Source organism: Massilia sp. IC2-476, from assembly GCF_020707295.1.
Lineage (GTDB): Bacteria > Pseudomonadota > Gammaproteobacteria > Burkholderiales > Burkholderiaceae_D > Telluria.
This window is the reverse complement of the sequence record NZ_JAJFER010000001.1, coordinates 585,475-611,855: the sequence shown is the minus strand read 5'-3', so window position 1 is coordinate 611,855 and position 26,381 is coordinate 585,475. Positions and strand designations below refer to the sequence as shown.

Sequence of the window (26,381 nt, the reverse complement as noted above, 5' to 3'; positions counted from 1 at the left end):
TTTGGTTTAACGTGGGATACTTGCAGGGTGGCTAGTGCGCTGGCTGAATCATTTAATTTTATGTGGAACAGAATATGACGGTCCAAACCTTTATCGAGAATTTCGCCGAGGCGCTTGAGATGAGCCCTGGCGAGCTGTCGCCCCAGTCCGAGTTCAAGGAACTGGCGAACTGGGACTCGCTGGCAGCGCTGACCGTGATCGCGATGACGGACGAGAAGTACAACGTTGCGGTAGGTGGCGCCGACCTCGAACAGTCGCGCACCCTGCAGGAGTTGTGGGACCGCCTGGCGCAACGGATTGCATGATGGAAGCGCTGAAGGGTGTTGCGATTCGCGGCATCAGTACGGCCGTACCGACGCGGGTTGCCAGGATTGCTGACTACACGCTGCTGACGGAACAGGAGCGCGAGAAGTTTAGCCAGGGTACCGGCATCGAAGAGCGCCGCCTTGCAGCCGACAAGCAATACTCGTCCGACCTGTGCATCGCCGCGGCGGAGGACTTGCTCACGCGCCTGGGATGGGAAAAAGAAGGGGTGCAAGCCCTTGTCATGATCACCCAGTCCGGCGACTATCCGATACCCGCGACCTCGATCATTATCCAGCACAAGCTCGGCCTGCCGAAATCGTGCGCGGCCTTCGATGTCAACCTGGGTTGCTCGAGCTATCCCTATGGCATCGCGATCCTGGGTTCGATGATGCGTACCCTGGGCTTGACGCGTGCGTTGCTGCTGGTAGGCGATGTGTCGAGCCGCGTGTGCTCGTACAACGACAAGTCGAGCTGGCCGCTGTTTGGCGATGCCGGATCGGCCACGGCGCTGGAGCTGGACGATGCGGCGGAGCCCATCCATTTCGACCTGAATTCCGACGGCAGCGGCAAGGACGCCATCATCGTCGAGGCAGGCGGCCTGGCTGCCCGCCATCCGCCCCAGCCCGGCGACTTCGAGGAAGTGGAGGTGTCGGCCGGGATTGCGCGTAACGCCTTCCAGCTCCAGTTGAAGGGCGCCGACATCTTCAGCTTCGCGATCAGCGCCGTGCCGCCCAGCATCCGCCGGGTGCTCGATGCTGCCGGCTGGGAAGTGGGATCGGTGGATTATTTCGTCCTGCACCAGGCCAACAAGATGATCAACGACATGATCCGCAAGAAGCTTGGCTATACGGCGGAACACGAGATCAGCACCTTGAGGAAGTACGGCAATACGAGCTCTGTCTCCGTCCCCTTGACGCTGACCGCCGGGGCGGAACAATTGGCACAGGGCGGACGGGTCCTGCTATGCGGTTTCGGGGTGGGACTGTCCTGGGGCAGTGCCACGGTCGTTTTCCAGCCCGGCACGGTCCTGCACCTGTTCGAAAGCGATCATGTCTATTGATCCCAGGGCGTACTGGCAAGAGGACGTGCTGGAGCAGGAATATCAGCGGATCTTCTCGCGCGGGTTTTACGCCGGTAACGCGAACGGGCTGCGCGCCGAGGGCGACTACAGCAGCTACCAGGTGTGTGGCCGGCCCATTGTCACCCGTAACATCGACGGAAAGCCGCGCAGTTTCGAGAACATCTGCCTTCACCGCGCCAACCTGATCGACCCGCCCGGCCGGGGTAACCGGCCGTTTCGCTGCGCCTACCACGCCTGGCAATACGACGCCGACGGGACGCTCGAGCGCGCGCCCTTGGCGAACCAGGAATGTATCGGCCGCCGGCAGTTGCAGTCGTATGCGACTGTCGAGAACCGCGGGATGGTGTTCGTGGCGCCCGAAGGCGAGCTCGATCCGGGCACCGGTGTCGCGGCCCTGGACGCAATCGGCTTCGAGCTCGGTGAAAGCTTCCACAGCGAGACGCTGGAGCATGGCGCGAACTGGAAGTTCCTGGTCGAGAATGTGATCGAAGCCTACCATGTGTCGATCGTGCACGAGTCCAGCTTTGTGCCGACCGGGATCTCGTCGACATCCCGGTCCACGAACCAGTTCTTCGGCCGCGATTCCTGCGCCCATACGGCGAACAAGAACCAGGATGGCAGCAAGGGCCGGCTGATCCCGGGAGCGACAGGAGACTACCTGCACGCCTATATCTTCCCGAACCTGTTCGTGTCGATCACGGGCGGCCTCGTGGGATTCATCTCGCACTTCAAGCCCCAGTCGGCCGGACAGACGCTACTGGAATGGGAGTTGTTCGAAACCCCGCTGCTGATGGCGCAAAAGACAGCGGTGCGCAACTACATCAAACAGCAGGCCATCGACTTTACCCGCAAGGTGCTGGGCGAAGACCTGGTCGTGCTAAATAACTCCCAGATCGGTATCCGCCATGCGCGCGGCCCCCATCAGCTGCAGGAGATCGAAGGGCGGCTGGCACATTTTCACGAAACCTATTTGCGGATGATGTCATGAACTTGAGCGGGAAACGCGTGCTGGTGACCGGGGCCACCTCGGGGATCGGCCTGGCCACGGCGCGCTGCCTGGTCGATATGGGCGCCGAAGTGTGGGGACTGGGCCGCAATGCCGAACGCCTCGAGGCGCTGGCGGCAGGGGGCCTTGGGGGCGGCAATGCTTTGGCCTTCGACATGCTGGACTTTGACGCCTACCGCGATTTCGTGGCCCGCTTGCCGGGATTTGACGGGGTAGTGCATTCGGCGGGTATCGTGGAGAACGCCCCGATACGTTACTTCTCCCTCGAAAAATACGAGCGGATCACCGCGACGAACCAGACGGCCCCATTGCTGCTGACGTCCGAACTGGTGCGCGCATCGAAGCTCAACCCGAAGGGATCGGTTGTCTTCGTGTCGTCGATCAGCGGCACCAGCATTGGCACGAAAGGCATTTCAGCCTATGCGGCAAGCAAGGCGGCACTGGTCGGCATGTCGAAGGTGCTGGCCCTGGAGCTTGCCCCGAAGCTCATCCGGGTTAACTGCGTGTCGCCCGGGATGGTGAACACCGAGCTGGTGGACAACCTGAGCTCCTTCTCGGAGGAGGCCAAGAAAATCGACCTGGCCAAATACCCGTTGGGTAACAGGTACGCGGAGCCGCGCGAGGTGGCAGGCGTGATCGCTTTCCTGGTTTCCGACCATGCGTCGTTCATGACAGGCCAGAACCTGGTTGTGGACGGCGGCTACTCGGTGCAATAGCATGAAAAAATATGTATTGGCCGCAGCAGGGGGATTTGGCCGCGAAATAGCGGCCTGGCTCCCGTCGTATGCGAGCGGAAACGTCGTCTGCGGTTTCGTCGACGACGTCAAACCGGCCGAGCAGGTGCTTGGGCGCATCGACACCCACGCCATCGTCCCGGACGCGGACTATCTCGTTTGTCTCGGCAACGGCGCCGACCGGATCGCGGTCGGCGAGCGCTTGCTCGCCCGCGGTGCGCGCATGGGAACCATGGTGGCGCCGATGGGTCTTTATGCATCCGACGTGACGCAGGTCCCCGGCGGTATGTTCCTCGGTGTCTGCAGCATTTCCTCCACCGTCGAGGTCGGCCGCTTCGTCCTGGTCCAGGGCTTCGCGTGCATCGGCCACGACGTCGTGCTGGAGGAAGGCGTCACCGTCAGTTCGCATGTCTTCATCGGCGGCGGCGCCCACATCGGGCGCAATGTCACCATCCATCCGCACGCCAGCATCCTGCCGGATGTGCGCGTGGGCGAGGGGGCGGTCATCGGTGCCGGCTCGATCGTCACCAAGGACGTGCCGCCCCATGTCACGGTGTTTGGCAGCCCGGCGAAGGTGATCGCCGTCCACCGATCGGGCGAGTGACGCCTTTGCTCCAGGTTCAAACGCTGCGGCGGCGCGCGCCTGCCCAGGTGGTGCTGATCCACGGCCTGTTCACCAACAGCGCGTTCTGGCTACCTTACCTGGAACGCTTCGCCGATTTCCAGCTGACCCTGGTCAGCGTGGATTACGACGCGCTGCTCCGCTCAAGCGACGCTCCCGGCGAGTTGGCAGCGAAGATCGATGCGCATATCGGCGACAAGCCGGCGCATCTGATTGCGCATTCCTTTGGTTGTTGGCTTGCCATGTACCTGCAAACCAGCTTCCTTTCACGCTCGTTTATTTGCCCGACCTTCGCCAGCCAGAGTTTCGACCGTGAGGCATTCTGTTCCCAGATTGGCCAACTGACGACGGTAGACATGGCCTCCGTGTCCTCCCTGGTCGACCGGGCGGTGGCTTTCAAGCAGACCAGGTCTGCCGATCTTCGCTACCTGCCGGACGATGCCTTCTACCTGCCTGAGGACGATCCCTTTTTCCGCTATGTCGAACGGCTGGAATGTGGGAATACCTATGCGTATCGCGGCGGACACTTCGACTTGAGCTGGCCCCTGGCCGCCATCGCGGCCAATTCACCTGACGTATCTGCTGGCGCCACGCTCCCAGCGTCGGTGAAATAACAGGCTTTTCCCATCCTTTTCGCTCGATGGTTTCCTTGCGGCATCGCCAATAATGCTGACTATGGACGGGCAATTGCGCCCGCAGCAAACATAGAACAGCTGATTGAAGTGCGGAGAAAACGATGAACGTGAAGAAATTTACAGCGGCTACTTCCCGTGACGCCTTGCGCAAGGTGCGCGAGGCGCTCGGCCCTGACGCGGTCATCCTCTCCAACCGTCCGGTCGACGGCGTGGTCGAGATCCTCGCCCTGGACAACGACGACGTCGCTTCGCTGGCTTCGCCAGCCATCGAAGAGCCGCAGGCCCCCAGCTTCGCCGCCTTCGACAACGACTTCGACCCGGAACCGGTCTTCACCCGCGCCCCGGCCCCGGCCCCGCGCGCTGCCGCCGCACCAGCCAGGCTGGACCCGTTCGCCGGCCAGCCGTATGTGGAACGCCGCGCCGCCCCGGTAGCGGAACCGGAAGTGCCGCCGACCTACGTCAACCGCCGCGCCCCGGCGCCGGAAGCAACGGTCGACATGGCCGCCATGACCCAGATGATGAGCGCCGCCATCGCCCAGGCGAAGGAATCGGCCGCGGTGGAAATGAGCGGCATGATGAACGAGATCCGCGCCATGCGCGGCCTGATGGAAACCCAGCTGGCCGAGCTGTCCTGGAACGCCACCGCCCAGCGCGAGCCGCAGAAAGCCGCCGTGCTGCGCGAGCTGCTGGCCGCCGGCTTCTCGGCCACCCTGGCGCGCTACCTGATCGACAAGATGCCGGCCACGAAGGACGCGGCCGAAGCCCTGCGCTGGATCAAGACCGTCCTGGCGCGCAACCTGACCACCATCGCCAACGAAGACGACCTCCTGAACCGCGGCGGCGTGTTCGCCCTGGTAGGCCCGACCGGCGTCGGCAAGACCACCACCACCGCCAAGCTGGCCGCGCGCTGCGTGATGCGCCACGGCCCGGACAAGCTGGCCCTGATCACCACCGATGCCTATCGTATCGGCGGCCACGAGCAGCTGCGCATCTACGGCAAGATCCTGGGCGTGATGGTGCACTCGGTGAAGGACGAGGCCGACCTGCGCATCGCCCTAAAGGAACTCAAGAACAAGCACACCGTGCTGATCGACACCATCGGCATGTCGCAGCGCGACCAGATGGTGACCGAACAGGTGGCCATGCTGAGCGAATCGGGCGCCGACGTGAAGCGCCTGCTGTGCCTGAACGCGACCTCGACCAACGAGACCCTGAACGAAGTGGTGCGTGCTTATCAAGGCTCGGGCCTGGCCGGCTGCATCATGACCAAGCTGGACGAAGCTGCTTCGATCGGCAACGTGCTCGACGTGGTCATCCGCCAGAAGCTGAACCTGCACTACATCTCGAACGGCCAGCGCGTGCCGGAAGACCTGCACCTGGCCGACCGCGCCATGCTGATCGACCGCGCCTTCCGCAACACCAGGAATAGCGCCGCCCAGTTCGGCGACGCCGACCTGCCGCTGATGATGGCGGCAGCTGCCGCCGACCGTTCGCTGCGCGAGGTGCACCTTGGCTAGTTTCGATTTCGACCAGGCCGAAGGCCTGCGCCGGATGCTGCAGGGCCCGCGCCCGCGCATCGTGACCTTCCTTTCCGCCACCCCTGAAGACGACAAGGGCGCGATGCTGGTCAACCTGGGCGCCTCGCTGGCCCAGACCGGCAACGAAGTCCTGATCGTCGATGCCTGCGAACGCGACTACGGCGTGGCGCGCCGCCTGGGCCTGTCCCGCGGCGCGACGCTGGCCAACGTGGCGCGCCAGGAGTGCGGCCTGAACCAGGTGCTGCACGCGGTGCCGCAGGGCTTTTCCGTGGCCTCGCTCGGCGAAGCGATCGGCAACACCGACGCACGCCGCCTGGCCAAGACTTTCGACGTGCTGGTCAAGCAGGCCGGCATCGTGATGGTCGACGGCGAACTGGGCCCGGATGGCGAATTCCCGCTGCCCCTGATGGCCAGTTCCGAGATCGTGGTGCAGGTCGGCACGTCCGCCGCCTCGATCACGAATGCCTACGCGCTGATCAAGCGCCTGTCGCAGCAGCTGGGCCGCCGTCCCTTCGGCATCCTCGTGACCGGCGCGACAGAGGCGGAGGCCAAGGTGGTATACGATAATATGTCTACCGCGGCAACACGTTACCTGGCAGTGAGCCTCAGTTCGATGGGCTCGGTGCCGGCCGACGAATACCTGCACCGGGCCGCGCGCCTGGGCCGGGCGGTGGTCGATGCCTTCCCGCTGGCGGGGGCCTCGGTCGCCTTCCGGCGCCTGGCGGGCAAGTTCGCGCTGCACGCGATGCCCGGACTGGGCAGGGGAGGCAGCGCACATGTCGGGCATTAAGAAGAACACGAAACGCGGGAAAGATAAGCAGAACGCATGTACACGGTCAAAGGGAAAGCGGACAAGAACCATTTGCTGACGGAGCACATGCCGTTGGTGAAGCGTCTTGCCCACCACATGAAGGCCAAGCTGCCGCCTTCGGTGGAAGTCGATGACCTGGTCCAGGCCGGCATGATCGGCCTGCTCGATGCGATCAACCGCTACGAGGACAACCACGGCGCCCAGTTCGAGACCTATGCGGTCTTGCGCATCCGCGGCGCCATGCTGGACGAGCTGCGCAACAGCGACTGGATGCCGCGCTCGACGCGCCAGAACATGCGCAAGGTCGAAGCCGCGATGGAGGCGCTGCAGCAGCGCCTGGGCCGTCCGGCCAGCGAATCCGAGATCGCCAAATCGCTCAAGATGTCGCTCGCCGACTACCAGGAGATGCTGGGCGACTCGGGCGGCCACCAGCTGCTGTACTACGAAGACTTCCACGACGAGGAAGGCGGCAGCGACGGCTTCCTCGACCGCTATGCGGTGGACGACGACGATCCGCTGCGCAGCCTGCTCGATACGGGCTTCCGCCAGGCCGTGATCGACGCCATCGACAACCTGCCGCCGCGCGAGAAGATGCTGATGGGCCTGTATTACGAAGAAGAGCTCAACCTGAAGGAAATCGGCGCCGTCATGGGGGTGAGCGAATCGCGGGTGTCGCAGCTGCACACCCAGGCGGTGTCGCGCCTGCGCGCCGCACTCAAGGAGCAGTTGTGGACTGGGCCAGCGTAGCCGGCCTGGTGCTCGCGATCGCGGGCGTGCTGGTCGGGCATACGCTCGACGGCGGCCGCTTCGCGTCGCTGATCCAGCCGGCGGCCTTTGCCATCGTGGTGATCGGCACCGCGGGCGCCGTGCTGCTGCAGAGCGAGCGGCGCAGCTTCATGCTGGGTCTCTCCATGCTGCGCTGGGTGTTCTTCCCGCCACCCTCCGGCCGCGACAAGCTGTCGCGCGAGATCGCGCTGTGGAGCCTGTCCGCGCGGCGCGACGGCCTGCTCTCGCTCGAGCAGTACATGGCCACGAAAGATAAATTCATCCAGAAGGGCCTGCGCCTGGTGGTGGACGGCATCGCCCCCGAAAAGATCCGCAGCCTGCTGGAAAGCGAAATCACGGCCTACGAATTCTCGCAGCGCCAGGCGGCGCGCATCTGGGAATCCGCCGCTGGTTATGCGCCGACCATCGGCATCCTGGGTGCGGTGCTGGGCCTGATCCACGTGATGGAAAACCTGTCCGATCCCTCGCGCCTGGGCTCGGGCATCGCGGTGGCCTTCGTCTCCACCGTGTACGGCGTGGGCCTGGCCAACCTGTTCTTCTACCCGGTCGGGAACAAGCTCAAGGCCATCGTCAGCGACAAGGTGGCCCAGTACGAAATCCTCGCCGAAGTCTTCCACGATCTCGCCACCGGCGACCACACCCGCGTGGTCGACGAACGGGTGGCGAGCCTGCTCACGCGCCACTGACGGGGTGACCAGGCCATGGCGCGCAAACGCTACGACGAGGGAACAGGAGCCGAACACCACGAGCGCTGGCTGATCTCCTACGCCGACTTCATCACCCTGCTGTTCGCCTTTTTCGTGGTGATGTACGCGATCTCGATCGTCAACGAGGGCAAGTACGCGGTGCTGTCCGAAGCCCTGGGCGACGCCTTCGGCGGGCGCCAGGTCGCGCCCCAGGCCTATACCAGCGTCGAGCCGGTGCTGCCGCTGTCGCACATCGTGAACCGCAAGCGCATCGAGGCTGCAAAGCGCGAGCGCGAGCGCATGCAAACCCTGGCGAAAGACCTGAATGCGACCCTGCTGCCGCTGGTGAAGTCGGGGCAGGTCAGGGTGACGCAGAATGCGCGCGGGATCGGCATCGAACTCAATGCCAGCGTGCTGTTCGCGCAAGGGGAGGCGACCCTGCAGCAGGACGCGCGCGAGGTGCTGGGCCAGGTGGCGGGATTGCTGAAGAACGATCCGCACCGGATCGAGGTCGAAGGGCATACCGACAACACGCCTATCGCCAGCGACAAGTACGCGTCGAACTGGGAATTGTCGGTGGTGCGCGCGGCCAGCGTGGTGCGCCTGTTCATCGAGAACGGGATTGCGGATGCGCGCCTGTCGGCCATCGGCCACGGCGCCACGCGTCCGGTTGCCGCCAACGATACTCCGGCCGGCCAGGCGCGCAACCGCCGGGTGGCCGTGATGATCCTGGCGTCGGTGCCGGAAGCCCTGCCAGTCGGGGTGCAATAATCTTTCATTTTAGTGCTTGGTTTGAAATAATATTTCAGGACTTTCCATGCATGCCAAACGGTTCCTGCCACCGCTGCTGCTCGCCCTCGGGGGCCTCGTGAGTACCGTCGGCGCCGTCGAGACCGAGCAGACTGTCCAGCACCGCCTGGAAGTCGAGACCGAAGGGGGCAGGGTGAAAGTGCGCCTGCTGGTCGAGAACCACGGCGAGACCACGATCTACGTGCCGCGCGAAGTGGCCGCCGGCGACGAGCTGACCGGTCCGCGCTTCGATGTGCGCGAAGTCCGCGCCGGCAAGGCCGGCCAGCCGCTGGCCTATACCGGCATGATGGTCAAGCGCGCTCCGCTGACGGCCGCCGACTGGCAGGCCGTGGCGCCGCACAGCATGCACATGAACACCATCGACATCACCCCCACCTACGCGTTCAGGAAGGGGAAGGGCAGCTACGAGATCCGCTACGACGGTCCCTGGCTGCCGGACACGGCGCAGCTCGACGCGATCCGCCAGAGTCCCGCAGCGCCGCTGCGCTTCAGCTTCACGGGCCGCTGAAGCTGTCCTGCGAGACATGTAAAAACGCAAGAAAATCCAGGTTCTTGCGTCAAGCCAACGCCGGCTCGGTGCCGGCTGGCATCCCTCCTGTGGTCAATCAATTGTCCTGACGCTTGCGCTTGTGAGCCGGTGGGCCGGCTTGTACTGTCGAGCCAACCAGTTCGCTTACCTCGCCGGCTTCATCCCGGAGCCGGGTCCACCACCGGAGTACCACCATGACATCGCGCATCAGGATCCTGCTCTGTGTCCTCGCCATGCCGGCCCTGGCCGCCAGCGCTTCCCCGCCGCCCAGCTTCTCCGCGCCGCCGCCCATGCCCGTGCAGTACCTGACCCAGCCCGACTCGAAGGAGCCGCTATGGCGCTACGCGGCCCCGAACGGCGCCAATCCGGCGCTGCGGCTGGCCTACTGGAACGAGCTGGCGCAGCGGGTGCAGGGCTACGACCACACGCCCCCGAGCCGGCCAGGTGCGACCTCGCCGATGCCGGAGCAGATGGGCCGCACCCGCGTCAGCCGCGTGTTCGCGATCGTCCACATCGCCATGCACGACGCGCTGGCCGCGATCTGCGGCCAATACCGGCCGTATGTCGGCCCGCTCCCGGCCTATCCCGACAGCTCGCGCGACGCCGCCATCGCCCAGGCCGCGCACGACACCCTCGCGGCGCTGTACCCGCGCCAGGCCGCGCGCATCGCTGCCTGGCTGCGCGACGACCTGGCGCGCCTGCCGGACGGCCGCGCCAAGCTGAACGGCATCGAGGTCGGCCGCCGCGCCGCCGCCGCCATCCTGGCGCTGCGCGCCAATGACGGCAGCTACCAGCGCGAACCGGTGGTGGGGCAGGACTATCCGCTGCACAAGGAGCCGGGCAAGTGGCGCCCCGACCCGGTGAGCCGGATCCCGTATGCGGTCGGCGCCTGGTGGGGCCGGGTAAAACCCTTCGTGATCCCGTCAGCCAGCCAGTTCCGCCCGGCGCCGCCGCCGGCCTTGAACAGCAGTGCCTATACCCAGGCATTCAACGAAGTGAAGCAGCTGGGCGGCGATGGCGTCCGGACGCCCACCCGGCGCACGCCGGACCAGACCGTAACCGGCATTTTCTGGGGCTACGACAGCGGGGCCTGGCTCGGCACGCCCGTGCGCATGTACAACCAGATCGCGCTCCAGCTGCTGCTCAGGAAGACGTCCGATCCGATGGAGCTGGCGCGCGCGCTGGCCCTGGTGAACGTGGCGATCGCCGACGCCACCATCGCCGGCTGGGACGCCAAGTACCACTACGACTTCTGGCGTCCGGTACACGGGGTGCGCGAAGCCAGCCCGGGCAGCGGCCCGACCGGCAGGGGGGACGGCAACCCGGACACCCAGGGCGACCCGAACTGGACGCCGCTCGGTTCGCCGGCCAGCAACCTGACCGGCCCCGACTTCACGCCCTCGTTCCCGTCCTATCCGTCCGGCCACGCGAGCCTGGGCGGAGCCCTGTTCCATACCTTGCGCCGGCTGTACGGCGACAACCAGCCCTTCAGCTTCGTCTCCGACGAATTCAATGGCGTCACGCGCGACAACAACGGCCGGGTGCGGCCGAAGATTTCGCGCAGCTACCGCAACCTGAGCCATGCGGAAGAGGAGGGCGCGCAAAGCCGCATCTACCTTGGCGTGCACTGGCAGTTCGACAAGCAGGCGGGAATCGCGATGTCGCACCGGGTGGCGGACTATGTCGTCCAGCGCGGGCTGGCGCCGCCGGCGCGCTAGGAAGGGACATGGCGCGGCAAGGGCCGCGCCATTGGAACGCAGCTTAGTTCAGCGCCGGGGTGTTCTCGGCGAAGTACTCGTGCGAGTCGGCGTTGTCGACGGCCTGGGCCGGGTTGCTGATCGCCAGGCTGGCGGCGCCCGACTGGCCATACACGTGGTCATCGGTGCCCGCCACCACGTTGAAGTGGCTCATCTCGTGCACCAGGGTGCCGCCCTTCGAATCGGTGCCCGTCATCGGCGCCGACCAGAAGGCCTTGCAGACGTAGATCTTGTACGGCTGGGTCGGATACACGTAGGCGTAATAGTTCTGGTTGCAGCCGCAATCCACGGTCACCGGCTTGTTGGCGAAGGCATCCTTGATCGCCACGAAGTGCGACTTGACGGTGGCCACGCGGGTGCTGTTGTTGGCGCCGAACCACTTGGTGTAGCGGGTGCCGATCACGCCGCGCTGCATGTAGGCGTCGCTGTTGCTGGCCATGCTGGAGCCGGCCGACATCGCCTGGGAGATGGTGGTCTGCTGCGAGGTGGTGCACTTGCTGAAGCTCAGGCTGGCGGCGGCCGGCTGGACCGCGGCCTGCTTCATCGCTTCGATGTCGAGCACCACCTGCGACTTCTGGCCGCGCGCCACGCGGCCGTCGATCCAGACCGAGGCCGGGGCCGACACCAGGCTGGCGTTGTCGCCGCTGGCATCGTCGGCATCGAAGGCCGCCGCGGCGCCGCTGCGGCCGCTGGCTGCCGGCGTGGCCAGGAACAGCTGCGGCGAGGCCTGCTTGAAGCTGATCTGGTAGTCGCCGCTCACGCTCATGTCGTACAGGGCGGACAGTTCCACCTTGACGCTGTGCGAGGCGCCCGGCTTGAGCAGGAAGTAGTCGGCCGCGGTCGGGGCGGCGCGCTTGATGTGCGCGCCCAGGTAGACCACCGGCTGGCCGTCGCGGCGCACCTCGAACAGCGCTTCCTCCACGCCGTTGAAGGGCGTGCGCGACTTCAGGATGTACTGCGGCGCGCCCGAATTGTTGGTGATGGTGACGCGCACCACCACGTCGTCGTTCTGGCCGAGCGCGGTCTTTTCGGGGACCACGGTGACCGCCACGCCTTTCGGCGCCGCCTGTACGTTGCACGCTGCCGCGAGCGCAGCCATGCCCAATGCCGACTTCCAGATGCCTTTCAAGCTCATGCTCATTCTCCGTATGAAAATTAGTTATGTGGCTTTGCTTCAGCCTTATCGCGTTACCCATATGACATGAGATAACTCAAAGCATATTTACGGAAACATGGACATGTGTAAAGTTGAATCAGCCTGAACGTGACAATTTTTGCGAAGTGTCAATAAAACGCAAAAATGCGCAATCGTGCGCTGGCTATTTGTGTATACAAGTGCTAGCAAATGGCTGAGCGTTCGGCTCAGGCAAGCGCGGCTTCGTCCGCCTTGGCCAGCATGGTGCGCAAGTGCATCGGGATCTCCGCGTTCGGGTCGTCGGCGAGACAGGACTTCACGATCGGGAAGGTGTTGGCGAAGCCTGATCGATTCTCCTTTCCGCCCAGCCTCAGGAAGTGCATGAAGCCCTTGGCAGGGACCTTGCCAAAGACCTCTCCGACGTCGCGGTAGCGTTCGAGATACTCTGCGGTTTCGAGCGAAAAGACTTCGCCGAAAGCGACCTTGAACACGTCCGGCGCCGCTGCCTTGACGGCGTGCAGCGCGAGCGTGTGGAACATGGAAAGGAATTGCGGACGGCTGGCCAGGTCGTCGCGCAGCATCACGGCCAGCGTGTGGAGCAGTTGTGGCGACAGCACCCGGACCAGGCGAGCATCGCTGTCGAAGCGCGCCAGCCAGGTGTTCAGCAGCTGGTCGACCATCGGTTCGGTTCCGACGGTCGTCAAGGCCGCCTTGGCAAAATTCAGGATGAACAGGTTGGGATCCTCGTCCCAGCAGCTGGACGACAGCGCGCTCAGCTCGCCGATCGACAGCAGGCTGTGCTTGCATTCGGCGACGATCGCACGCGGCTTGGGCACCTGCAGGGTAGCCGGCGTCTGGCTGAGCAGCAGGGCGCTGACGACATTCCGGTAGCCACGGCCGATCGCCAGCTGCAGCAGGCAGTTGATGTAGCGTTCCTTGTTGTCGGGATCTTCGAGCAGCGGGAGCATGTGTTCCGCGTCTGGATGATGGCTGTATTCCCAGTGCTTGCGGTTGTAAGCAAGTTCGCGTACGCGCGCGCCGGTACCGATCTCGATCAGATCGACGAAGCGCGGGTCGCCCGCGCCCTCCTTCACGGTCCGGAAGACGCGCTGGAAGTCCTTGACCATGCTGTTCCTGGTCAGCATGCTCGGACGGCCGATCTCATACAGGTAGAGCGGCAGCGGGCAACTCGCGATGCGGTAGCCGGCCAGGGCAATGCGGGTGTACAGCTCGTAGTCTTCGTAGCCCACATTGCGCAGTTCAGTATAGCCGCCCAGGTCCTTCAGCATTTGCTTGCGGTAGATGCCGGATGCATCCCCGAATACGTTCCTGATCGGGGCAAGCGCCAGCGGTCCCGCCGTCGGCACGTACGAGACCGGCTCCTGGAGGCTGGTCTTCTTCGCGATCATTTCGTTGCGTGCCGACAGGGGCATGAAGATCGACTGTGCAGTCACCGCATCGGCACCGCTGTTTTGGATCGCCTGCACGAGCGTTTCGACCATATGCGGCAGCGCAACGTTGTCGTCGTCGAGGAAGACCAGCAGTTCACCGCGCGCTTCGCGAATGAGGGCATTGCGCGCGGCGCCGAGGTAGCCGTTCGGCTGGCGTATCACACGGCCGCCGGCGCGCGAGACCAGTGCTTCGACATAGGCCAGGGTCTGCAGGGCTTCGTCGCTGCGCGAGCCGTCGTCCACCACCAGCAGTTCGATGTTCTGGTAGGTTTGCAGCAGCATCGAGCTCACCGCGTCGATGATCTTGTCCGGACGCTCGTAATGGGTGATGCCGACGGTGACCATGAGGTCGTGTGCGGCCTGGGCCTGCGGTGCAGGAAGCCTTGCGATGCCGGCCAGCAGCGCCAGCCAGGTCTCGTGCGTGCAGCGGACGGCGGCGGAGACGGGAGCCGCCCTGGCGCCCTGCGCCAGGATGGCGGCGAGCTTGTCGGACAGGGCGGACAGGCTCGGCTCGAACACATACTCGCCGACGCTGTCGTCTGCATACAGTTCACGCGCGCCGCCACGCTCGGAAGTGATCACGGGAATGCCCAGCACCAGCGACTCCAGTACCGTGTATGGCGAATTCTCTTCCGGCGAAGGGACGATCACCAGCGCTTGCTGGCGCTCGCACAGGTAGTCGATGACGCCGAACCGGTCAAGGCCGGTGATCAGGTTGACAGAAATGCCGGTCGGGCCAAGCGCGTCCATCAGGTACAGGCCGGACGGGGTTTCGTTGACCGTCCCGAAGGAACCGAGGATGCTGACCTGGATGTTGCGCCTCAGGATGTCATCGGCGTTGTTCAGGATCGCGCCGACAAACACGTCGAGCGCCTTGCGTGATTCATGGCGCCCGACAAAGATGATTTCAGTGACAGCCCGCGCGTCCCGCGCGGGGAGAAGCGCACGGCGTCCCTCGAGTGCGACGTGACAGTTGGGGATGCAGTGTTTGACGGACGCCGCGCTGGTATAGCCGCGCGCCTCGGCCCAGTCGAGCAGATACTGGCTCGGGCTGACGATGACATCGGCATTGAGCGAGGAGGTCCTTTCGAGGTGGTCGATGAGGATCTGGTCTTCGTGGTCGAAGAAGCAGCCGTTGAGTTCCGTGGCCCAGCGCGTGAATCCATGCAGCTGCACGCACAGGGTGCTCGATCCGAATGCGATCCCTTGCGACTTCATGCTGGTAGCCGCACATCCCAGGCCCTTGTAGTCGCAGAAGTGCACCGATCCGAACGCGGCTTGCGCGCGCAGCCACATGGCGACGGCAAAGCTCTTCTTCTCGTACGAGAATGGTTCGTACACGTATTGTTTCAGGTCCAGCACGGTGAACTGGATGTTGCCGAGGCCTGCGAGCTGGGTCGGCGCTTCGCCCATCGGCACGAACAGGACCGTGACTGCCCAGTCCGAGCGATCGAGCAGGGTAGCGAGTTCGAAGAAGGCCGTACCAATGCCACCGCATCCCGGCAGGCCCGGCCACTCCTCGGTGACGATGCAGACGCGCTTGTTGGGCGCTTGCCCGGGCGTGGATTTCTCGACGAGGACACGCGTGTCTTTTCTATTTTTTTTCATCGGAAGTTCTCTTTCAGGAATTGGAAGTACAGTTTCTTGTTGCTGGCGTGGTGATCGTTGTAGTCAGTGAAGTCGAGGTAGGGGGCGAGTTCCGTCACGTCGCGGATCTGCTCGAAATCTTCCATGGAGACGCGCGGAAGCCGATGGAACTCCGCCATATCGGCCACCCGCGAGTCGATCGGGATGATCAGGGGAGGAACGCCTGCCTGCAGCGCCATGACATTGCCGTGGAAACGGGTGCCGATGCAGTAATCGAAACCGGCGGCGTAGGCGCGCCAATCCGCCACCGTGTAGTAGAAGCGCGCATGTTCCTTGAACCATGCACGTAGCGCCTTCCACTGCTCCGGGTCTTCGTTGTAGTAGCCGTAGTCGAAGACCTTGTTGCGCAGCAGTCCCGCATGGTGCGGATTGCCCGACTGGTCTGCGATGTAGCCGATGACTTCTTCCGGCAGCTCCATGCAGTCCGCGATGATCGAGGCCTCCGTCTGCAGCATGTAGCCGGAGCAGAACCTGGTGGCGAAGGTGTTGACGCGCTTGGCGATGTCGCGGTGAATGCCGAGCATCGTGTTGGAGGTGCATACCCGGGCGCGCCCCAGGGGCTTGTCGCAAGCGATCCGTTCTGGAGCCAGGTGCACGGAAGGACAACCGATCACCTGGGACGCGATGCCGCTGCGTGCCAGGTAGCGCTGGGTCTTGTTCCCGCGCACCCCGATCAGCGTGCCCGAGGTCCTGGCGAGATCCAGCACGGCCTGGGCGTCCCTGGACAGGCGGATGCTGTCTTCTTCGCCGAACTCGCTCTGCACGCCGACCGAGAACAGCACGATGCGGTGCTGTGCGAGCGCTTCCACGAAGCCTTCCGGCGCTGTCCAGGTCGCGGACAGGAAGTTCGCAAGCGCCAGCACGATCACATGGTCGGCGCTGAACTGCTCCCGAAAGCGGATGAAATCGCGCGACGAAACGTTGCGGATGCCCGGAAGCGAGCGATTGATGGCGTCCAGGAAGACGATATTGCCGATATTGTCCGGGTGGCTCAGGAAACGCAGTAGCGTGAACGTATCCACGTCTGCCGAGCCAAACGGCAGGTAGTCGTTCAACAGGACAAACTTCTTGTGGCTCAGGTTGATCTGCATGGTTCTGGTGTTCGGTTCATGGACGGCATGGTGCCAACGAGGGGTTCAGCTACGCGCTGGCGCTTGGCAGGACGCGATCCCGGCGGTGCGCGGCTTGCGTTCGCGCGGCGGCAGCGCCAGCCCGCCGAAGGCCTGGCTGACCGGGTCCAGGTTCAGGCTTGGGTGGTAGGCCGGGTCCTGCAGCAACACGTGGCCCCATTTGCGGCGCAGTCCGTCGACTTCGCGCTGGGCCCTTGCCTTCTTCTGCGGGGTGTCCTCACTGCCGCGGCTTGCCGACTCGGCGTGCAGCAGCCTGGCGTGCGGCGTCCACACGATCGCCTTGCCGGCGGCGCGCAGCTTCAGGCACAGGTCGACGTCGTTGAAGGCCACCGGGAAGGCGTGGCCGTCCATGCCGCCGAGCGCAAAATAATCCTGGCGGCGCAGGAACAGGCAGGCGGCGGTGCAGCCGCTGAGCTGCTGCACCAGCTGGTTGCGGCCATGGTTGCCCCAGTCGGCGTCCTGCAGGCGGTTGCCGTAGTGGCCGGCCACGTTACCGACGCCGATCACGACGCCGCCGTGCTGCACCATGCCATTCGGCCACAGCAGCTTGGCGCCGACCGCGCCTACCTCCGGGCGCAGCAGCTGCGACACGATTTCTTCCAGCCAGCCCGCGTGCAGGGCTTCGATGTCGTTGTTGACCAGGCCGACGATCTGGCCGCTGGCCTGGGCGATGGCGCGGTTGTTCAGGTCCGCGTAGTTGAAGGGGCCGGGCATGGACAGCACCCGCACGCCACCCTTGGCGATGCGGTCGAAATACGCGTGGGTCGCTTCCTCCGCCGAACCGTTGTCGATCACGATGATCTCCAGTTTCGGCCAGTCGGTATGCTGGCCGATGCTGTCGAGGCAGCGCTGCAGGAGGTCGGCGCGGTCGCGTGTCGGGATCACCAGGCTGACCGTCATGTCGCGCGCGCTGTCGGGCAGCGGATGGCGCACGCGCCGGGCGGCATGGGTGAGGCCGGACGGTAGGTCGTCCAGTTCTTCCAGTACGGCCTGCGGCGCGATGACCCGCAGTGCGCGCGCCGCCGCGGCGAAGCGCTGCGCGCGTTCGTCGATGGTGGGCGCCAGGCTGCGCACCAGAACACGCGGCACGTGCACGATCGCCTCCATTCCGCGGGGCCAGGCGGCGGCCAATGCCGACCACGCGAACTCGGCATGGTTGCGCGCATCGACCAGGTCCCGGGCGAGGGCGCGGCGTACCAGCAGCAGGTCGAGCGGATAGTCGCTGGCCAGGGCGTAGTCCGGGTTCCAGGCCGGCTTGAACCAGGGCTGGCCATCGGTTTCGCTGTCGGTGTAGACCAGCTGGGCGCCAGGGACCGCGAAGCCGTGCAGGGCCCAGGCCAAGGCGTGCGGGGCCAGCGTGTCGCCGGCGCGCAGGCAGCACAACACCTCGCAGCGCGATTCCAGCGCCTGCGTCAGCATGGCCGGAAAGGCTCCGCCCGCGAACACCTGCAGCGCGATGCCGCGCTGGGCGCGCACGCTGGCGAGCGTGGCCTCGAGCGCGTCGGCGTCAAGCGTACCCGTAACCAGTACCGCGGCGGACAGGGCCGGCAGCGTGAAAGGGCCCTCGGCGTCGAAGCGCGCCGACCATGCCGGCCAGGCCGACAGCGGCAGGCTGCGCGGCAGGTGGCGTTCGTAGGTGTCGGCCACGCGCTGCAAGAGCGCGTCGCTGCCCTCCGGCAGCAGGGCGGCCAGGCCGTCCAGGGTGCAGCAGACCGTGAGCGGGCTGCCGTTCAGCGGACGGCCGTCCTCGTCGACCACGCGCACGCTGTGCACGCGACCGTCGGCCAGGCTGGCCGGCAGGGCCAGGTCGAAGCCGTGGGCGCCGTCGATGTGGCCGCGCATCGCGGGCTGGATCACGTTGGCGGGCGCCTCCGCCACCAGGGTGTGGCCGACGTAGGCGCGCACGTTCAGGGTGCGCTTGGGGTCGGCCGGGTCGAGGGCCCAGCCGTGCAGGCGCAGGCCGCCGTCGCCGATCACGGTGCTGACCGCGCCCGGCGCGGCTGTCGCTGGCGCCTCCAGCTGGAAGCCGCCCGCCAGCACGGCGGCCGTATTGGCCACGCGCGCCGACACCGTGCCGCCGGCCTGGAATGCGGACTCGGAAAGGGCGCCGAGATCGGCCACGAAGCCGTGGCACAGGTCGGCCGCGCCCAGGGCATCGAGCCGGCCGGCAAGGTCGGCCCGGACGCAATCGGCCACCACGCAGCCGACCGCCAGGTCGTCGTGGCAGATCTCGACGACCACGCGGGCGTCGGGACGGGCGCTGTCGAAGGCCCAGCCGTACAACAGGCGCTGGTGGACGCCGTCGACGGCGCCGTGCCAGCGGAGGGTGGAGGCGCCGGCCGCCACGGTGATATCTGATTCGAAGTGCATGTCAGGTTTCCGGTCAGGCAGCCAGGGCGGCCTCGTTGCGATCGATCCAGTCTTCCAGCCAGGCGCCGGCGTCGAAGCCGGCGTCCAGCAGGACGGTGTCCAGGCCGGCGGGCAGTCCCGCCGGGTCGGCGGCAAGCACGGTGCGGCAGCCGGCCGCCTGCAGCAGCTGGGCGTCGTCCAGCAGGGCCGGCGTGTCGCCATCCGGCGCCGGCAGCTGGTCGGCCACGCCGCAGCGCCACAACGCTTCGCTGCCGTCGCCGCTCACCAGCAGGCGCAGGCCGAGTCCGGGCGCGCTGGCGATCAGGCGCGCCAGCGCCAGCACCGCGCGCGCGGCGGGAGTGCCGGCCACCAGGCGCCAGACGCCGATGCGCCGGCAGGACGAAGGCAGGGCCGCCGGCGCGGCCGGCAGCGGGGTCGCGGCCACGGTGTCGGGCAAGGCCGCGTTGTGCGGCGTGCCTGCCGCCTTTTCCCGCCAGTCGCAGGCTGGGGTGGCCGCCAGTGCTTCGCGCAGGGCGGCGCGCGCCGCGCGCAGCGGATCGCTGCGCACGAAGGCGGCGAACTCGGGGTAGTAGCCGGGATAGCGCGCCAGCAGCACGCTGCGGTTCTGCGCCACGCGCAGGGTCTTCTCGGCGCGGAACGACACCGTGCCGGCATGGGCCACGAACACGCCGGTGGCCTGCAGGTGGCGCCAGCCGGCGGCGCGGGCGCGCATGCACCAGTCGACTTCCTCGCCATAGCCGCGCACCAGCGCGCTGCCGTCCAGCATGCCGATCGCGTCCAGCGCCTCGCGCCGGATCAGCATCGTGAAGCCGCAGCAGGAAGGCAGTTCGACGTCCCGGCCGCCGGCGGCGCGTACCCGCGCCGCGCCGGCGTCGAGCAGGGCCAGTTCGCGCGCGCCGGGGGCAGGGGCGGCCTCGCGCATCACGGGGAAGCTGCTGATTTCGCCGTTGTTGGTCCAGGGCGTGACCGAGGCGACGTCGGGGGCGCCGTACAGGCTTGCCGCCAGGCGGTCGATCCAGTCGCCATGGACCTGGGTGTCGGCGTTCAGCAGCAGGACGTCGTGGCTTGGTAAGGCACGCATGCCGCGGTTGACGGTCTCGATGAAGCCGAGGTTGCAGGCATTGCGCAGCAGCGTGATGTGGCCGCCGGCGGCCAGGGTGTCGAGCCAGCCCGAGAGTGCGGGCTCGGGGCTGGCGTCGTCCACCACCACGATGCGGCTGGGGATGCGGTTGTGCGCCAGGCTGGCGCGCACGCTGTCGAGGCAGGCGCGCACCAGGGCCAGTTCGCGGTAGACCGGCACCACGATCGCCACCGGCCGCGGGCAGACCGCAGCGTCCTGCGCGGGCGCGGCCGTGGGTGCGATCGCGGGCGGCGGATAGAAGGCCAGGGGCGAGCCGGGCAGCAGCCGGCGCCGCCCGTCCGGCGAGAGCAGGGTGAGCGACCATACGGCGCCGGGGCGCGGAGGCGCCAGGCGCACGCGGCTGCCGTCGCCCGGGACCTCGACGCGGTATTCGTCCGTCTCGTTGGAAAGCAGCAGGGTGGCGCGCGGCGCCCGTTCGGCGCCGGCGCTGCCGGCCACCGCGCCCAGGAAGACCATGGCCTCGATCGCCTCGCCGTCCTTCCAGCAGGCGCCGGTGTGGACCACGCCGGCGGCGCGCAGCAGCGGCAGCAGGCTGGCGTGGCGATCCGCGCGGCAGCGCGCCGGCAGGAAGGACGGGCCCAGGCTGGCGACGTCGCGGCGGCCGCCTTCTTCCAGCCAGCTCTTGAGCATCAGGTCCTGCAGCAGCGGGTTTTCGGCGTCAAGCGCCCAGGCCGCATGCCAGGCGCGCGCGCCGAGCCGGGGGTAGGCGCTGTGCAGGATGCGGGCGCGCAGGATGGCCGGGATCCGCTTCATGGGAAAGCGCCGGCAAACGTATTCGGCGTCCAGCAGCGCATCGGCGAGCCGGCCCGCCGCGAACGATGCCAAGGCGCGGTTCAGGAGTGCGTCGTCCCGCAGGCGGGGCGCGCACGTGGAGAGGAAAAAGGGGGCGGGGCCCCCTTTTGGATCGTGCATGGCGGTGGTGTTACTGGTGGGTGAAGATGTCAGGGACGATCGTGACCGAACCGACCACGCTCGCCTCGTTGCCGGTCACGGCCGCTTCGGCGAAGGCAAGTGCCACGTCGGCGCGCGAGACACCGTGCGCCAGCGCGTCGGCCCAGTACTGGGCGCCGGCGGCGTCGGCATTACGGCCCATCATGCCGTGGTACAGCGCGTCCACGAACTGGGTGTTGTTGAGCGCACCGAGCTTGTACTCGCCGGATGCCAGGAAGTTCTGGGCGATCGAGCGCACGGACACACCCTTGTCGACCAGGTCGAACCAGTAGTCCAGGCCCGAGAAGTCGGCGGTACGGCCGAGCACGGCCTGGTACAGGTTGGCGACGGTGGCCTGCTTGACGTTGTCGGCGAAGATCAGGGCCTGCTTGTTGTCCAGCTGGACGTAGTGCACGTTCACGAGGTCGACCGCAACCTTGGTGCTGCCGTTGCTGATCTTGGCGTGGGCGCCGTTCACGGTGATGGTGAAGTCGTCGTCATCGCCCTTGGCCTGGACGAGGGTTTCGGCGCCGCCGATCACGGTGCTGCTGCCCTGGGCCGCGACCACGACCGTGTGGCCGCTGCCCGCCTTGATCACGTCCTTGTCGCCGGCGATGATCTGGGTGTTCCTGTTGTCCGCGACCGTGATGGTATCGGCGCCCGCGGTGCCCACGATCACGCGCTGGATGGCGTCTGGATCGCCCACGGCTGCCGACTGGTTGCCCGCGGCGCTCGGCGGCGGGGTGGTGATGGTCGCATCGACGCCGCCGGCGCCCTGGAAGAACACGGCCGGCGTATTGGCGCTCACCGTGAGCTTGGTGACCGAGGTCTCCGAGGTGCTGACGAACACGACTTCGGTGCCCGCGGCCGGCCTGACGGTGCCGTTGTTGGCGCCGTCCACGGTATCGACCACGACCTTGGTATCGGTGCTGGTGGCCACCAGCGACAGGATGCTGTCGATGGTCTCCTGGCTGAAGACCGTCGAAGAGGCCGCTTTCAGCTTGTCGCTGACGGCCTGGGTATTGCTATCGTACATATACTGCTCCTTTCAGGATCAAAATTTCCCGGTGTGTTCCGGGTGCTCTGATCGGACAAGCGGGCGTCGGCGCAAGACCGTGCACGCTTGTGCGCCTCAGATTCTGTCGGCTCGCCGGCTCACGGAACGAAGGCGGGATTCAAGGCAAACGAGATGGGTGCGGGACCAGGGCCGCACGCGATCTCTGACGGGCAGGAGTGTGCGTTAGAAGTTGCGAGCAAGAAACCACCCCGGGAGGGGGGAGTTGTGGCCGGGCGAGCGCCCGGCCGGAAGTGTTCATGCGAGCTGCATGTGCTTACTGCTGGGGCGGCGAATTCTCGCCGAAATACTCGTGCGAATCGGCGTTGCGCACCGCACGCGCAGGGTCGCTGCGGGCCAGCTCGGCCGCGCCCTGCTGGCCGTAGACGTGGTCGTCGGTGCCGGCCACCGCGTCGAAATGGCTCATTTCGTGCAGCAGCGTGCCGCCGCGCGAGTCGGTGCCCGTCAGCGGTGCGGTCCAGAACGCCTTGCAGACATAAATGTTGTAGGGCTGGGCCGGGTAGACATAGGCGAAATAGTCGGCATTGCAGCCGCAGTCGATTTTCACGGGCTTGGTCTCGAAAGCGTCGCGGATGGCGCTGAAATTGCTGTTGACGGTGGCGGCGCGGCCGGCGTCAAAAGCGCCGAACCAGCTGCCGTAGCGTGCGCCGTATTGCGCGCCCCCGGCTCCGGTCGTCAGGTACTGGTGGGCGTCGACGGTCATGCTGCGTCCGGCGTCGACCGCCGCCACCAGCTGTTCCTGCTGGGCGTTGGAGCATTTGCTGAATTCCACTCCGCCGCCGCCCGCGGCCTGCTTGCTTGACGCCCTGGCCCCGCGCGGCAGGCGGCCGTCGATCCAGATCGACACCGGGGTGGAGGCCAGCGCGCCGGGCTGGGGGCGCATGCCGGATGCGGCAAACAGGCCGCTGGACGCGGTGCGGTAGCGCAGCTGGTAGGGGCCGGTCACGTTCATCTCGTACAGCGCCGACAGCTCGACCGTGCTGCTGAGCGAGGCGCCCGGCTCGAGCCGCAGGTAGTCGCCGGCCCCGGGCGCGGCGCGCTTGACCTTGATGCCGAGGTAGCGCACGGGCTGGCCGTCGCGCAGCACCTCGAACAGCGGCGCTTCGATGGCGCCGGCCGGGGTATGCCACTTCAGCAGGAACTGGGGCGCGGCGCTGTTGTTGAGCAGGGTGACCCGCACCAGCACCTCGTCGCTGCGCGCGAACTTGTCGCGCACCGGCGCGATCGTCACGCTGACTTCCTGCGCCACGGCAGGCAGCGCGGGCAGGGCCAGTACGGGCAGGAACAGGGCCAGGGCTGGCAGGACAAAGGGGGACGAACGGCGATGCATGGCGGGCTCCTCAGGAATGGCTACCTGCCTACTGTGCGCCCGCGCTTCCCGTCCACCTTGAGCAATCCCAAGCGTATATTTACTGCGGGCAACAAAACCACACTGCCAATATGGCCAATTAACAACAGAACCGTGTATTGCTGGTCATTTATTCAACATTTGCTCGATTAATTGGCAGTGCATTGCTATGATGCAATCACTCTATCCGCAAGTAAATACTCCTTTCCTGCAGGTTTTCTCCGATGAACTCCCAGTCCCGCTCCCGCCCTGCGCGCACGGGAGGCCGGTCATGAACGGCCTCCACGATTACGTCGACGACCTCGCCCGCGAGATCGGACTGGACCGCGAGGAAGTAGAGGCGCGCAAGGCTTTCCTGGAACTGAGCGAGGCGGATGTCGAGGCCTTGCGCGACGTCCACGAGCTGCTCGAGTGCAACCGTGATGCGTTCTCGGACCGCTTCTATGCGCACCTGATGTCCTTCCCGAAGCTGCGCGCGATGCTGGGCGACGGCGCCGAACGCCGCCTGCGCCACGTCCAGGCGTCCTACTTCAGCAGCCTGACGGCGGGCGACTACGACGAAGACTACATCCGCGAACGGCTGCGCGTGGGCGCCACCCACCAGCGCATCGGGCTCGATCCGAAGTGGTACATCGGGGCCTACCGCAAGTACCTGGCCGAGATGGTCGGCATGCTGGGCCGGCGCCTGCAGGCGCAGCCGGAGCGCTACGAGGCGGCGGTCGACGCGGTGCTGAAGATCGTCTGCTTCGACATGGGCCTGGCGCTCGATACCTATGCGCACGCCAGCCAGCGCAGCAGCCTGCAGAACCAGAACTACCTCGAACAGGTCATCGACGGCATGCCGGCCGGGCTGTTGGTGGTCGACGCCGAGCTGCGCGCCCATTCGATGAACCGGATGATGGCCGACCTGCTGGGCGTGCCGGACGGCCTGCTGCTGGAGCAGCGCCCGGCGCTGGAAGCGCTGATTCCCTGCGACGAACTGGCCAACCGCGCCGCCGAGGCGCTAGCCTCGGGCGCGCCGCACGACAACGTGCTGGTCACGCTCGACGGCCGCGCCGACGGCGTGCGCTATGTCGACTTCAACATCCGCCGCACGCGCAAGGACGGCAGCTACATGCTGCTGCTGATCGGGCAGGACATCACCTTCCGCCGCAAGGCGCGCATGCGCCTGCAGGAAAGCGAGGAGTTCTTCCGCCTCACCTTCAACCAGGCCGCGGTGGGCATCGTGCTGCTGGGCGGGGATGGGCGCGTGCTGCGCACCAACAGCAAGATGTCGCAGATCCTCGGCTACTCCGAGATCGAGCTGCTGCAGCGCTTCTACCAGCAGCTGATGTGCGAGGAAGACCTGGCCGAGGAACAGGCGCTGATCAACCGCCTGAAGGCGGGCGAGATCAGCGACTACCAGCGCGAGAAGCGCCTGCAGCGCCGCGACGGCGCCCAGGTCTGGGTCAGCGTCAGCGTCTCCGCCATGCGCGACGCCAACGGCAGGCAGCGCTTCATCTGTGTGGTCAAGGACATCCAGCGCCAGAAGCAGGCCGAGGAAGCGCTGCTGCGCATGGCCAATCACGACGCCCTGACCGGCCTGCCGAACCGGGTGCTGATGCAGGACCGCCTGGGCCAGGCCATCATGCACGCCCACCGCGCGGGGCGCCAGGTGGCGGTCATGTTCATCGACCTGGACCGCTTCAAGCACGTCAACGACAGCCTCGGCCACGATGCGGGCGACGCCCTGATCGTCGAGATCGCGCGCCGCCTGTCCGCCAGCCTGCGCGAGAGCGATACCGTGGCGCGCCAGGGCGGCGACGAATTCGTGGTGGTGCTGCCCGACCTGGCCGGCCAGGACGACGCGACCAAGGTGGCGCGCAAGCTGCTCGACAACCTGTTCCAGCCCATGCTGCTGTGCGGCCACGAGGTGTTCCCTTCCGGGAGCATCGGCATCGCGATGTACCCGCGCGACGGTGCGGACAGCGCCACCCTGCTCAAGTGCGCCGACAGCGCCATGTACGGCTCCAAGGGGCAGGGCGGCAACCACTATTCCTTCTACGCGAGCGAGATGGGCGAGCAGGCGGCCCTGCACCTGCGCATGGAAGGCGCCCTGCAGCGCGCCCTGCAGCGCGAGGAATTCCTGCTGGTCTACCAGCCGGTGGTGGACATCGGCAGCGGCCGCGTGGCCGGCGTCGAAGCCCTGCTGCGCTGGCAGCCGGTGGGCCGGCCGATGGTGTCGCCCGCCGAGTTCATCCCGCTGGCCGAGGAAACCGGCCTGATCGTGCCGATCGGCGACTGGGTGCTGGCCACGGCCATGCGCCAGCAGGTGGCCTGGAACGAGGCGGGCCTGGACCCGGTGCGCATCAGCGTCAACCTGTCGGCGCGCCAGTTCCTGGGCCAGGACGTGGCCCAGCGCGTGGCAGCGCTGCTCGAGGAAACCGGCTGCGACCCGGCCATGCTGACCCTGGAAATCACCGAGAGCGTCCTGATGGAAAACCCGGCCGCGGCCACCGAGACCATGGGCCGGCTCGCGGCGATGGGCGTGCAGCTGGCGATCGACGACTTCGGCACCGGCTACTCGAGCCTGGCCAGCCTGAAGCGCTTCCCGATCCACAGCCTGAAGATCGACCGCTCCTTCGTGATGGACCTGACCCAGGACGCGGACGATGCCGCCATCGTCAACGCCGTGATCGCGCTGGCCCATTCGATGAAGCTGAACGTGATCGCCGAAGGCGTCGAGACCCGCGAGCAGCTGGCCTTCCTGCAGGAACACGGCTGCGACCAGATGCAGGGCTACTGCTTCAGCAGGCCGGTGGAGCCTGGCGATATCGCTGCGATGCTTGGCTGCCACAAGGGCCGATAAGGTGG

21 protein-coding genes are annotated in these 26,381 nt (G+C 66.4%); 14 read left to right on the top strand and 7 right to left on the bottom strand.

The genetic code is table 11. From position 1 onward, the window contains the following. Positions 1 to 74 precede the first annotated feature (74 nt). The 13 genes from LK539_RS02820 (at position 75) to LK539_RS02760 (ending at position 11,262) form a co-directional block, all read left to right on the top strand. Positions 75 to 305 carry an acyl carrier protein gene (locus tag LK539_RS02820; protein ID WP_227799388.1) on the top strand — a complete coding sequence of 77 codons (231 nt, stop codon included), beginning with the start codon at positions 75 to 77 and terminating at the stop codon, positions 303 to 305. Further along, positions 302 to 1,366, top strand: a complete 1,065-nt coding sequence (locus tag LK539_RS02815; RefSeq protein WP_227799387.1) for a 3-oxoacyl-ACP synthase III family protein — start codon at positions 302 to 304, stop codon at positions 1,364 to 1,366. The genes LK539_RS02820 and LK539_RS02815 overlap by 4 nt, the downstream gene beginning before the upstream one ends. Next, complete coding sequence (locus tag LK539_RS02810; RefSeq protein WP_227799386.1) at positions 1,356 to 2,375, top strand: aromatic ring-hydroxylating dioxygenase subunit alpha; 1,020 nt, start codon at positions 1,356 to 1,358, stop codon at positions 2,373 to 2,375. Before LK539_RS02815 ends, LK539_RS02810 begins: the two co-directional genes overlap by 11 nt. Further along, complete coding sequence (locus tag LK539_RS02805) at positions 2,372 to 3,109, top strand: SDR family NAD(P)-dependent oxidoreductase (RefSeq protein WP_227799385.1); 738 nt, start codon at positions 2,372 to 2,374, stop codon at positions 3,107 to 3,109. Before LK539_RS02810 ends, LK539_RS02805 begins: the two co-directional genes overlap by 4 nt. A 1-nt stretch (position 3,110) precedes the next feature. Then, positions 3,111 to 3,731, top strand: a complete 621-nt coding sequence (locus LK539_RS02800) for a hypothetical protein (RefSeq protein ID WP_227799384.1) — start codon at positions 3,111 to 3,113, stop codon at positions 3,729 to 3,731. Further along, complete coding sequence (locus tag LK539_RS02795) at positions 3,728 to 4,363, top strand: alpha/beta fold hydrolase (RefSeq protein ID WP_227799383.1); 636 nt, start codon at positions 3,728 to 3,730, stop codon at positions 4,361 to 4,363. The genes LK539_RS02800 and LK539_RS02795 overlap by 4 nt, the downstream gene beginning before the upstream one ends. A gap of 122 nt (positions 4,364 to 4,485) precedes the next feature. Beyond that, positions 4,486 to 5,901 carry a flagellar biosynthesis protein FlhF gene (flhF, locus tag LK539_RS02790; RefSeq protein WP_227799382.1) on the top strand — a complete coding sequence of 472 codons (1,416 nt, stop codon included), beginning with the start codon at positions 4,486 to 4,488 and terminating at the stop codon, positions 5,899 to 5,901. Beyond that, on the top strand, positions 5,894 to 6,712 hold the full coding sequence (locus LK539_RS02785; RefSeq protein WP_227799381.1) for an antiactivator of flagellar biosynthesis FleN protein: 819 nt from the start codon (positions 5,894 to 5,896) through the stop codon (positions 6,710 to 6,712). The genes flhF and LK539_RS02785 overlap by 8 nt, the downstream gene beginning before the upstream one ends. Positions 6,713 to 6,748: 36 nt before the next feature. Further along, the gene (locus LK539_RS02780; RefSeq protein ID WP_227799380.1) at positions 6,749 to 7,480 is read left to right on the top strand and encodes an RNA polymerase sigma factor FliA; all 732 of its coding nucleotides are present in this window, start codon (positions 6,749 to 6,751) and stop codon (positions 7,478 to 7,480) included. Then, entirely contained in the window at positions 7,462 to 8,205 is a 744-nt protein-coding gene (locus tag LK539_RS02775; RefSeq protein ID WP_227799379.1) for a flagellar motor protein, read from the top strand. The genes LK539_RS02780 and LK539_RS02775 overlap by 19 nt, the downstream gene beginning before the upstream one ends. A gap of 15 nt (positions 8,206 to 8,220) precedes the next feature. Continuing rightward, the gene (gene motD / locus LK539_RS02770) at positions 8,221 to 8,976 is read left to right on the top strand and encodes a flagellar motor protein MotD (protein ID WP_227799378.1); all 756 of its coding nucleotides are present in this window, start codon (positions 8,221 to 8,223) and stop codon (positions 8,974 to 8,976) included. Positions 8,977 to 9,022: 46 nt separating this feature from the next. Further along, the gene (locus LK539_RS02765; protein ID WP_227799377.1) at positions 9,023 to 9,523 is read left to right on the top strand and encodes a hypothetical protein; all 501 of its coding nucleotides are present in this window, start codon (positions 9,023 to 9,025) and stop codon (positions 9,521 to 9,523) included. A gap of 215 nt (positions 9,524 to 9,738) precedes the next feature. Continuing rightward, positions 9,739 to 11,262: a vanadium-dependent haloperoxidase gene (locus LK539_RS02760; RefSeq protein WP_227799376.1), complete on the top strand. Its 1,524-nt coding sequence runs from the start codon at positions 9,739 to 9,741 to the stop codon at positions 11,260 to 11,262. Positions 11,263 to 11,305: 43 nt separating this feature from the next. Here LK539_RS02760 and LK539_RS02755 read toward each other — a convergent pair whose 3' ends face one another. From LK539_RS02755 to LK539_RS02725, 7 genes are all read right to left on the bottom strand, one after another. Next, positions 11,306 to 12,436 (bottom strand): M35 family metallo-endopeptidase, encoded by a 1,131-nt coding sequence (locus LK539_RS02755; protein WP_227799375.1) that lies wholly within the window; start codon positions 12,434 to 12,436, stop codon positions 11,306 to 11,308. Between the two features lie 227 nt (positions 12,437 to 12,663). Then, positions 12,664 to 15,495 (bottom strand): glycosyltransferase, encoded by a 2,832-nt coding sequence (locus tag LK539_RS02750; protein ID WP_227799374.1) that lies wholly within the window; start codon positions 15,493 to 15,495, stop codon positions 12,664 to 12,666. Next, positions 15,492 to 16,625, bottom strand: coding sequence for a polysaccharide pyruvyl transferase family protein (locus LK539_RS02745; RefSeq protein WP_227799373.1), 1,134 nt, complete (start codon positions 16,623 to 16,625; stop codon positions 15,492 to 15,494). The genes LK539_RS02750 and LK539_RS02745 overlap by 4 nt, the downstream gene beginning before the upstream one ends. Positions 16,626 to 16,670: 45 nt before the next feature. After that, complete coding sequence (locus LK539_RS02740; protein ID WP_227799372.1) at positions 16,671 to 19,034, bottom strand: glycosyltransferase; 2,364 nt, start codon at positions 19,032 to 19,034, stop codon at positions 16,671 to 16,673. A 13-nt stretch (positions 19,035 to 19,047) separates the two neighbouring features. Further along, positions 19,048 to 21,000 carry a glycosyltransferase family 2 protein gene (locus LK539_RS02735; RefSeq protein ID WP_227799371.1) on the bottom strand — a complete coding sequence of 651 codons (1,953 nt, stop codon included), beginning with the start codon at positions 20,998 to 21,000 and terminating at the stop codon, positions 19,048 to 19,050. A gap of 97 nt (positions 21,001 to 21,097) precedes the next feature. After that, positions 21,098 to 22,141 carry a DUF4214 domain-containing protein gene (locus tag LK539_RS02730; RefSeq protein ID WP_227799370.1) on the bottom strand — a complete coding sequence of 348 codons (1,044 nt, stop codon included), beginning with the start codon at positions 22,139 to 22,141 and terminating at the stop codon, positions 21,098 to 21,100. A 295-nt stretch (positions 22,142 to 22,436) separates the two neighbouring features. Then, a complete protein-coding gene (locus LK539_RS02725) occupies positions 22,437 to 23,510 on the bottom strand; it encodes a M35 family metallo-endopeptidase (protein WP_227799369.1) in 1,074 nt (357 codons plus the stop codon). 289 nt (positions 23,511 to 23,799) lie between these two features. On the opposite strand from LK539_RS02725, the gene LK539_RS02720 reads away from it, so the two are divergent. Continuing rightward, positions 23,800 to 26,376 (top strand): EAL domain-containing protein, encoded by a 2,577-nt coding sequence (locus LK539_RS02720; protein WP_227799368.1) that lies wholly within the window; start codon positions 23,800 to 23,802, stop codon positions 26,374 to 26,376. Positions 26,377 to 26,381 lie beyond the last annotated feature (5 nt).

Excerpts from the sequence above, each read along its gene's own strand:
- LK539_RS02755 (WP_227799375.1), bottom strand. The coding sequence starts at position 12,436 with ATGAGCTTGAAAGGCATCTGGAAGTCGGCATTGGGCATGGCTGCGCTC.
- LK539_RS02725 (WP_227799369.1), bottom strand. The coding sequence starts at position 23,510 with ATGCATCGCCGTTCGTCCCCCTTTGTCCTGCCAGCCCTGGCCCTGTTC.
- LK539_RS02810 (WP_227799386.1), top strand. The coding sequence starts at position 1,356 with ATGTCTATTGATCCCAGGGCGTACTGGCAAGAGGACGTGCTGGAGCAG.
- LK539_RS02750 (WP_227799374.1), bottom strand. The coding sequence starts at position 15,495 with ATGAAAAAAAATAGAAAAGACACGCGTGTCCTCGTCGAGAAATCCACG.
- LK539_RS02800 (WP_227799384.1), top strand. The coding sequence starts at position 3,111 with ATGAAAAAATATGTATTGGCCGCAGCAGGGGGATTTGGCCGCGAAATA.
- LK539_RS02780 (WP_227799380.1), top strand. The coding sequence starts at position 6,749 with ATGTACACGGTCAAAGGGAAAGCGGACAAGAACCATTTGCTGACGGAG.
- LK539_RS02815 (WP_227799387.1), top strand. The coding sequence starts at position 302 with ATGATGGAAGCGCTGAAGGGTGTTGCGATTCGCGGCATCAGTACGGCC.
- flhF (WP_227799382.1), top strand. The coding sequence starts at position 4,486 with ATGAACGTGAAGAAATTTACAGCGGCTACTTCCCGTGACGCCTTGCGC.
- motD (WP_227799378.1), top strand. The coding sequence starts at position 8,221 with ATGGCGCGCAAACGCTACGACGAGGGAACAGGAGCCGAACACCACGAG.
- LK539_RS02820 (WP_227799388.1), top strand. The coding sequence starts at position 75 with ATGACGGTCCAAACCTTTATCGAGAATTTCGCCGAGGCGCTTGAGATG.
- LK539_RS02730 (WP_227799370.1), bottom strand. The coding sequence starts at position 22,141 with ATGTACGATAGCAATACCCAGGCCGTCAGCGACAAGCTGAAAGCGGCC.
- LK539_RS02805 (WP_227799385.1), top strand. The coding sequence starts at position 2,372 with ATGAACTTGAGCGGGAAACGCGTGCTGGTGACCGGGGCCACCTCGGGG.
- LK539_RS02720 (WP_227799368.1), top strand. The coding sequence starts at position 23,800 with ATGAACGGCCTCCACGATTACGTCGACGACCTCGCCCGCGAGATCGGA.
- LK539_RS02745 (WP_227799373.1), bottom strand. The coding sequence starts at position 16,625 with ATGCAGATCAACCTGAGCCACAAGAAGTTTGTCCTGTTGAACGACTAC.
- LK539_RS02740 (WP_227799372.1), bottom strand. The coding sequence starts at position 19,034 with ATGCACTTCGAATCAGATATCACCGTGGCGGCCGGCGCCTCCACCCTC.
- LK539_RS02760 (WP_227799376.1), top strand. The coding sequence starts at position 9,739 with ATGACATCGCGCATCAGGATCCTGCTCTGTGTCCTCGCCATGCCGGCC.
- LK539_RS02765 (WP_227799377.1), top strand. The coding sequence starts at position 9,023 with ATGCATGCCAAACGGTTCCTGCCACCGCTGCTGCTCGCCCTCGGGGGC.